The sequence below is a fragment of the Aliivibrio sp. A6 genome, assembly GCF_028765505.1.
GTDB lineage: Bacteria > Pseudomonadota > Gammaproteobacteria > Enterobacterales > Vibrionaceae > Aliivibrio > Aliivibrio finisterrensis_A.
Genome location: NZ_JARACR010000011.1, coordinates 103,506 through 111,385, shown reverse-complemented (window position 1 = coordinate 111,385; position 7,880 = coordinate 103,506). Strand labels below are relative to the sequence as shown.

Annotated in this window: 8 protein-coding genes; 3 read left to right on the top strand and 5 right to left on the bottom strand. The window is 38.7% G+C overall.

Annotation, left to right across the window (positions count from 1 at the left end):
* Positions 1-85 precede the first annotated feature (85 nt).
* The 3 genes from PVK70_RS08850 to PVK70_RS08840 all read right to left on the bottom strand — a co-directional run bounded on the left by PVK70_RS08850 (position 86) and on the right by PVK70_RS08840 (position 4,124).
* On the bottom strand, positions 86-1,552 hold the full coding sequence (locus PVK70_RS08850) for a carbon starvation CstA family protein (protein WP_130045305.1): 1,467 nt from the start codon (positions 1,550-1,552) through the stop codon (positions 86-88).
* Positions 1,553-1,732: 180 nt separating this feature from the next.
* Positions 1,733-2,449 (bottom strand): two-component system response regulator BtsR, encoded by a 717-nt coding sequence (gene btsR, locus PVK70_RS08845; RefSeq protein ID WP_130047880.1) that lies wholly within the window; start codon positions 2,447-2,449, stop codon positions 1,733-1,735.
* On the bottom strand, positions 2,442-4,124 hold the full coding sequence (locus PVK70_RS08840) for a sensor histidine kinase (protein WP_130045307.1): 1,683 nt from the start codon (positions 4,122-4,124) through the stop codon (positions 2,442-2,444). Before PVK70_RS08840 ends, btsR begins: the two co-directional genes overlap by 8 nt.
* Before the next feature lie 240 nt (positions 4,125-4,364).
* Here PVK70_RS08840 and PVK70_RS08835 point away from each other — a divergent pair, with 240 nt between their 5' ends.
* Complete coding sequence (locus PVK70_RS08835) at positions 4,365-4,955, top strand: acetate uptake transporter (protein ID WP_130045308.1); 591 nt, start codon at positions 4,365-4,367, stop codon at positions 4,953-4,955.
* 77 nt (positions 4,956-5,032) lie between these two features.
* Here the strand turns inward: PVK70_RS08835 and PVK70_RS08830 are convergent, their stop codons facing one another.
* Positions 5,033-5,194, bottom strand: a complete 162-nt coding sequence (locus PVK70_RS08830) for a heat-shock protein HtpX (protein ID WP_130047879.1) — start codon at positions 5,192-5,194, stop codon at positions 5,033-5,035.
* Positions 5,195-5,501: 307 nt separating this feature from the next.
* On the opposite strand from PVK70_RS08830, the gene htpX reads away from it, so the two are divergent.
* Together htpX and PVK70_RS08820 are read left to right on the top strand one after the other, a co-directional pair.
* Positions 5,502-6,377: a protease HtpX gene (gene htpX / locus PVK70_RS08825; RefSeq protein WP_130045310.1), complete on the top strand. Its 876-nt coding sequence runs from the start codon at positions 5,502-5,504 to the stop codon at positions 6,375-6,377.
* Positions 6,378-6,512: 135 nt separating this feature from the next.
* Complete coding sequence (locus PVK70_RS08820; RefSeq protein ID WP_130045311.1) at positions 6,513-6,992, top strand: DUF1456 family protein; 480 nt, start codon at positions 6,513-6,515, stop codon at positions 6,990-6,992.
* 107 nt (positions 6,993-7,099) lie between these two features.
* On the opposite strand, the gene PVK70_RS08815 is transcribed toward PVK70_RS08820, so the two are convergent.
* On the bottom strand, positions 7,100-7,624 hold the full coding sequence (locus PVK70_RS08815; protein ID WP_130047878.1) for a hypothetical protein: 525 nt from the start codon (positions 7,622-7,624) through the stop codon (positions 7,100-7,102).
* Between the last annotated feature and the right edge of the window lie 256 nt (positions 7,625-7,880).

Below are 7,880 nucleotides of genomic sequence, written 5' to 3'. Positions count from 1 at the left end.
TTTTTATTTGGGTATAAAAAAACCGAACCACGATTAATGGTCCGGTTTAAGTCTAACGTTATAGGGGAAAGGTTATAACGTTAGTTTAAGATTGAAGACTTTCTTCTTCTGAATCAATTTCACCTTTGCCTTTTGATTTCACAATAATCAAACCAGCAATTACAAACGCTGAAACCACACCGGTAATGGTTGATAGTGTCATCGGTAAGCCAAAACCAAGTTGACTGTTATTTAAGATGAATGTGATACATACGCTTGTCATGAATACCGCTGGTACCGTCGCAACCCAATGCAACTTGTTGTGACGAAGTAGGTAAGCAGAAGCGGTCCATAGCATCATTACAGCCGTTGTTTGGTTAGCAAAACCGAAGTAGCGCCAGATAATGCCGAAATCTACTTGAGTTAAGATACCACCAAGAACGAACAGTGGAAGCGCCATGAGTAGACGGTTACGTAGTGTTTTCTGTTCCATGTTGAAATATTCAGCAAGGATTAAACGGCTTGAGCGGAATGCAGTATCGCCAGAGGTAATTGGCAGAATAACTACGCCTAAGAACGCTAGGATGCCACCAAATGTACCTAAAAGACCGAATGATGATGCGTACACTACGTTACCAGGACCACCGTTTGCAACCGCTGCTTGAAGTGCTTCCATACCATCAAAGAAAGACAGAGCGATAGCACACCAGATCAGAGCGATAATACCTTCACCAATCATTGCGCCGTAGAATACAAAGCGACCATTCTTTTCATTTTCCATACAACGCGCCATTAGCGGAGATTGCGTTGCGTGGAAACCAGAGATAGCACCACAAGCGATAGTGATAAATAGTGCAGGCCACAATGGTAAGTCGTTCGGGTTCATGTTGGTAAACATCTCACTTGGCTCGTAGCCACCAAGCACAGAATGATCACTTGATAGTGCGATTGCAGAAATTAAGCCAACAGACATGAAGATTAGTAGAGCACCAAATAGCGGATAGAAGCGTCCGATAATTTTATCAACAGGTACAATGGTCGCCAAGATATAGTATCCAAAAATGATAACAACCATCGCCGTCATGGTGATGCCTAAATCAAATTGGTCATTCATTAGGTTGGTTAGCATGCTTGCAGGAGCAGACACGAATACCACACCAACAAGAAGCAATAGAACAATTGCGAACACGTTCATGAAGTGTTTTGCACCATTGCCTAGGTACTTACCTGTAATGGTAGGTACAGAGGCTCCACCATTACGGACAGATAGCATACCTGAGAAGTAATCGTGTACTGCACCTGCAAAAATACAACCTAGTACAATCCATAACATAGCTGCAGGGCCGTAAAGGGCACCCATGATTGGGCCAAAAATTGGACCGACGCCTGCAATGTTAAGAAGTTGAACTAGGTAGACTTTTGGTGTCGACATTGGAACAAAATCTACGCCATCTGTTTTTGTATGAGCGGGGGTTTTTCTGTCTTCTTTAATACCAAAGACTTTTTCAATAAATGCACCGTAGATGAAGTAACCACCGATAAGCGCTGCAACACAGGTTAGAAACCAAACCATAATTTATTCCTTGTTTGAATTACTGGTTAATATAAATAAATGAATATGGTGGTTATCATACTGATGGGCGTAAAGAGTTCACGCCCAAAAAAAGCGAGTGGTTAAGATTAGAGGTTCAGTGGTTTTATATTATGTTAAGCGGTTTTGAGCCTGATTAAGTGGCAGCACTAAAAGCGGTAATTAGCATTGAATCCCTAGTCGCTCTTTAATTTCTTTAAGATACCGACGACTGACTTGAGCAGTATGACCACTTTGAGTGATGATCTCACTGGTACCGTTATCATGCAGTTTAATCTCTCTAATAAAGTGAGGGTTAATTAAAAACTGTCGATGACAGCGGATAAGCGGGGTCTTTTCTTCAAGGACTTTTAATGTCAATTGTGTGCAAGCTTTTTCTGATTTGGTTACAAGCTCAACACCTGCCGCTTGAATACTGGCAACCTCAATCTCTTTAGATGGTAGAAGAAGAATACGGTTGTGCCCAGAGCAGGGGATTAACTCAATGTCAGGCGTAATAATAGGAGTGAGGTCGAGTTTGGTTTCTGCTGCCAATAATCGTTTTACGGTTTTTTTAAGGCGGCAAGGCTCTATCGGTTTGAGTAAATAATCAAAGGCGTTATCTTCAAAGGCTTTTACTGCAAATTCATCATAAGCGGTAACAAAAACGATATTTGGCATGGTCTCAGGAGCAAGCATGCTTATTAAATCCATTCCTGTAATTTTAGGCATTTGAATATCAAGAAATACCACATCGGGCTTTAGTTGATTTATTTGCTTTAACCCATCAATAGCGTTACCGCATTCAGCAATGATGTCGATGTGACCTATCTCGTTTAATTGTTCAATTAACTCTTCGCGAGCAAAGAGTTCGTCGTCAATCACAATGGCTTTAAGCATGATTTATCGTCTCTAATGGTAAATGGATGGTGGCTTTGGTTTGTTGATTCTCAATGCATGATAAAGTTAGCCCAAAAGCGTCGCCAAATTGATTTTTTAAGCGTTTATCAACAATGGTAGTACCTAAACCATCACTGCTTGTTTTCTCTGTATATAGCCCTGCATTATCAATTACCTCAAGGATCACTTGGTGATGAGATAGATAACCTTTAATTTTTATTTCGCCATTTTCAAACATATTCGACGTGCCATGTTTGATGGCGTTCTCAACTAAGGGTTGCAAGGTGAATGTGGGTAATTTTAGATCGTACAGTTTTTCGTCAATACTTACGTCGACTGTCAGTCTGTCTGCAAATCGTGCTAGCTCAATCTCTAAGTAGGATTGTACGTGATGTAATTCTTCTTTTAAGGTGACTTGCTCAAAGTTCTGCTTTAAATTTCGACGGAAAAACTGTGATAAATGCTGAATTAATTCTCGAGCACGAGTTGGATCTCGTCGGATCACGGCACTAATCGTATTTAACGCATTAAACAGGAAATGAGGATTCACTTGAGCTTGTAATAGGCGTAATTCAGCTTGAGTAAGTAAAGATTGTTGCTGTAAATAACGGCCCGTTAAAATTTGGTTGGAGAGCAATTTGGCGATGCCTTCTCCCAGCGTTATGTTGATATAGGAAAATAGTTTCAGTTTTGGCTCATACAGTTTTATGGTGCCAATCACCTCATTATTTGCACCAATAAGCGGAATAACGAGTGCTGAGCCGAGTTTGCATTTTTCATCAATAGAGCATTGATAGGGGTGTTCGTCCCCATCAATGTACATTACTTTACTCTGCTTTATGGCTTTTCGTGTGTAGTCAGAGGCAATAGGAGTACCTGGTAAGTGATGATCATCACCAATGCCAATAAAGGCCAATATTTTCTCTTTATCAGTAATGGAAACAGCGCCTACGCCGGTCTCTTCATAGATGATTTTTGCGATTTGTTCACTGTTTTCTTGGTTGAAGCCTTGGCTTAATATTCCAACAGAACGTTGGGCGATGTTTAGTGCTTTATTAGAGAATGCGGCAGAGTATTTTTCATAAATGGCTTTTCTATCTTGGATAATACTCATGAACATTGCAGCACCGATAGAGTTAGCAACGACCATAGGTAAAACTATTGAAGAGACAAGTGCATAGGCTTGATCAAATGGCTTAGCGACAATAAGAATTATCGTCATTTGTAATAGCTCTGCAATAAAGGCAATCATTAACACGGTTCTAGGTCTAAATAATTGTTCTATTTGATTTTTTCTAACAAAGTACAAATGAAATAAACCACCTAATAAGCCTTCTGTAGTCGTTGATATTGCGCAGGCTAGATCGGTAAAACCTCCCATTGAGTATCGATGTAATCCACCCGTTAGGCCGACAAAAAATCCAACTAAAGGCCCACCGAGAACGCCCCCCATGACAGCCCCAATTGCACGAGTATTTGCAATGGCATCTTGAATCGCGAGGCCGAAGTAGGTACCAAGAATACAGAAGCCTGAAAAGATGATGTAACAAAGAAAGCGATGACTCCAACGCCCTGAAATAGTAGTAATTGGAAGAAATAGCGGTGTCTTACTTAATAAATAAGCAAGTACAAGATAAACGCTCAATTGCTGTAGTAGGGAAAACACTAATTCCATGTAGGTTCTCAATTAATATGCAGGAGCTCTAGTGTAATCGTAATTAAGAATGCTGTCTAAATAGAAGAGGGAAAACTGAATACGGTGAGCCATAAAAATTATCAATTTCGGCTTAAATTTAAGAATGCAATAAATGAAATGTAAGATTTCATAAATGATAGTTGTGATCTTTGGTGCTCGTAAATAGAATGCGCTTCCTAAAACATTTTTTAATCATTACACTTTTTTTGAGGCTTCGGCATGTCAAACAAACTTGCAAATCCAGCACCATTAGGCCTAATGGCTTTTGGTATGACAACTGTGCTACTAAACCTACATAATGCAGGTTTCTTTCCTTTAAATACTGCGATCTTATCGATGGGTATTTTTTACGGTGGTATCGCGCAAGTAATTGCAGGCATCATGGAGTATAAAAAAGGTAATACGTTTGGCACAACTGCGTTTACTTCTTATGGTTTCTTCTGGTTATCTCTTGTTGCTCTAATTCTTATGCCTGAAATGGGCTTAGGTCAAGCAACATCAGCAGCATTCATGGGTTGGTATCTTGCAATGTGGGGTGTATTAACATTCTTCTTATTCTTAGGTACTTTTAACTACCCACGCGCTAAGCAAGTTGTATTTGGTAGCTTAACTATCTTATTCGCATTACTTTCAGCTCGTGATTTCACAGGTAGTGTAGTAATTGGTCACATGGCTGGTTATGTTGGTTTATTCTGCGGTTTAAGCGCTATGTACTTCTCTATGGCGCAAGTAATTAACGGTGAGTATGGTCGTACTGTATTACCGGTTGGTGAAATGAAAGCGAAAGAAGCTGCATCAGTTACTGCGTAACGTTAAGCTTATAGAAAAGTAAAAGGCAGCTTACTATTAGTTAGTAAGCTGCCTTTTTTGTATGTGCCGTATTTTAATTAACGATATAAATCCATTAATGCTTCTTGGGTATCTGCTATCTGACTTTCGACCGTTGTTTGAGCGTCGATTCCTAATTGCTCTTTGGCTTCTTCTTTTGATAATCCTAGGTGACAGCAAAGCATATCAATCGCCATTAGGTAAGTTTGTTGTTCTGCCATGTTCAATCCTTGATATTTATATCCATAATTTTTCTTGATTCACAAAGTAAAGTTAATTACTTGTTTTGACAATACGACCAAAGTCTAAGGGTCGGTTTATTCTTTGAGTTACAGAGAGGTAAAATTAAAAAGAATAGAAAGGTTAATAGGCAAAAGAAAGTGTATCAAAGTACGTCAAAGCCTTGTAATTACGACAAATGGCACTATCTTATGCTTATACTTTATAAACGTGCTAGATACGTTTGGTAGCAACTCAAAATATAAAAAATAAGTGAGTTGAATTGATTATTAATTGGAGAAAAAATAAATGAAGCGTATTGCGCTGTTTTTAGCAACAAACTTAGCTGTTATGATCGTATTCAGTATTGTTCTGAATATTGTTTATGCAGTAACGGGGATACAGCAAGGTAGTCTGTCTGGCTTGTTAGTTATGGCGGTATTGTTTGGTTTTGGTGGTTCATTAATCTCATTAATGATGTCTAAATCAATGGCGTTACGCTCTGTTGGTGGTGAGGTAATTGAACAACCTCGAAACGAAACTGAGCATTGGTTATTAGAGACGGTTTCTCGTCAAGCTCAACAAGTTGGTATTGGTATGCCAACGGTAGCTATTTATGATTCGCCTGATATGAACGCTTTTGCTACTGGTGCAAAGCGTGATGATTCGTTGGTTGCGGTATCTACTGGTTTATTACATAGCATGACTCGTGATGAAGCAGAAGCGGTGTTAGCACACGAAGTCAGCCATATTGCAAATGGTGATATGATCACAATGACGCTAATGCAAGGTGTAGTAAATACCTTCGTTATTTTCTTATCTCGCATGATTGCTAATGCAGTAAGTGGCTTTACATCAAGTGATGAAGAAGGTGAAGGTGAGGGTGGAAGCTTCATGACGTACTTCATTGTTTCTACTGTACTTGAATTAGCTTTTGGTTTCCTAGCAAGCTTCTTAACGATGTGGTTTAGCCGTCATCGTGAATTCCATGCTGATGCTGGTGCTGCTCAGTTGGTTGGAAAGCAAAAAATGATTTCAGCTCTTGAGCGCTTACGCATGGGCCAAGAGTCTCAGTTAGAAGGTTCAATGATGGCATTTGGTATTAACGGCAAAAAGTCGTTAACAGAACTGCTAATGAGCCACCCACCTCTTGAGAAACGCATTGACGCTTTACGTCAAATGTAATATTTGATGGAAATGAATTAAACCCGAGTTTGTCTCGGGTTTTTTTATACGTATAGATCACATAAATCTTTTACCAGAGTGGATTACAAGTTATAGTCTGCACCTAATTTAAATTTAATACATTTAGGATTTACCTTGACTAATAACGACATTTTACGACGCATTCGTTACGCTTTTGATTTTGATGATACTAAGATGATCGCACTATTCGGTGCTGCTGATCTTAAAGTAACTCGTGAAGAAGTATGTAACTGGTTAAAAGCGGATGACGATAAAGACTACAAAAGTTGTCAAGATGTTCAATTAGCAACGTTTCTAAATGGTTTAATTAATGATCGTCGTGGTAAGCGTGAAGGCGAGCAACCAAAGCCTGAAGAAAAACTAACGAACAACATTATTCTTAAAAAATTACAAATTGCTTTAAACTTAAAAGCAGATGACGTTTTAGACTTAATGAAGTTAGTTAACTTCCGTTTAAGCAAGCACGAACTGAGTGCTTTCTTCCGTAAAGCAGATCATAAACACTACCGTATTTGTAAAGACCAAGTTCTACGTAACTTTTTACAAGGTGTGCAACAGAATTTACGTGGTGAAGCTGAAGTAGAAAGCGAATAAGCTTTTTCGTTTTACCATAAAAAAAACCACGACTATCATTTGATGAGTCGTGGTTTTTTTGTATTTATTAGCCGCATTATATGGCTAGTGCTAGTATTGTTATGAAGTTAGAAACTCCATTGCATACTCATTACGATAATCCCGGGTAGGATAAAGCCAGCTTCTACGCCAAAATAGTCAGTAAAGTTGTATTGCGCTGCATGATAAATGTATGGGGCAAATGCAACGCCAACTTTTTCTTTTGATGTCTTATATATCCCACCATCACCACAGTCTTCAAATGCATCGATAAAGAACTCACCTGCGTACGAATACATCCCTTTAATCACAAGTTTGCTATTTACACGATACCAGTCTTTTCGGACACCAATAAGCATACAGCGATTCGCTTGGCTGTTTAAAAAAGTGCCTAGCATGAAGCTGTAATCAGAATCTGCAGAAAATTTACGCTCAACAGAAAAGTATTGATTACCAAAGTATTGATGAGAGTCAGGATCGTAGGGTACTAAATGATAGAGAAATGATCCCGTGTTTACAGAGTAAAGAGATAACTCACTAGGTTCCTCTTCCGCTTTGCTCTCCAAAGGAAACAATGAAATAAAAAATAAAAAAGATAAAAAGTAAGGCTTCATAACTCAAAATTGTGAAAAAAATGTAGAGGCATTATAAAGACATTTACTTCAATTAAAAGAGAGGGCAAGCTAGCTCTCTTAATATATTTACATTTTTTGGAACACTTATTTAACTATTCACTTGTTGAGTGAATGTTTCTTCTTCGATACCTTTGTCAACCTTACCTTCCGACTTAGCAGCAAAATAGCAGTAAGGGTATTATTTGCAATAATTCTCACCCCTCGCTGAATCTTTAAAAATATGACATTGGTCACT

Bases quoted from the DNA above. Each gene is read 5' to 3' on its own strand.
- PVK70_RS08815 (WP_130047878.1), bottom strand. From the start codon at position 7,624: ATGAAGCCTTACTTTTTATCTTTTTTATTTTTTATTTCATTGTTTCCT.
- btsR (WP_130047880.1), bottom strand. From the start codon at position 2,449: ATGCTTAAAGCCATTGTGATTGACGACGAACTCTTTGCTCGCGAAGAG.
- PVK70_RS08830 (WP_130047879.1), bottom strand. From the start codon at position 5,194: ATGGCAGAACAACAAACTTACCTAATGGCGATTGATATGCTTTGCTGT.
- PVK70_RS08840 (WP_130045307.1), bottom strand. From the start codon at position 4,124: ATGGAATTAGTGTTTTCCCTACTACAGCAATTGAGCGTTTATCTTGTA.
- PVK70_RS08850 (WP_130045305.1), bottom strand. From the start codon at position 1,552: ATGGTTTGGTTTCTAACCTGTGTTGCAGCGCTTATCGGTGGTTACTTC.
- PVK70_RS08835 (WP_130045308.1), top strand. From the start codon at position 4,365: ATGTCAAACAAACTTGCAAATCCAGCACCATTAGGCCTAATGGCTTTT.
- htpX (WP_130045310.1), top strand. From the start codon at position 5,502: ATGAAGCGTATTGCGCTGTTTTTAGCAACAAACTTAGCTGTTATGATC.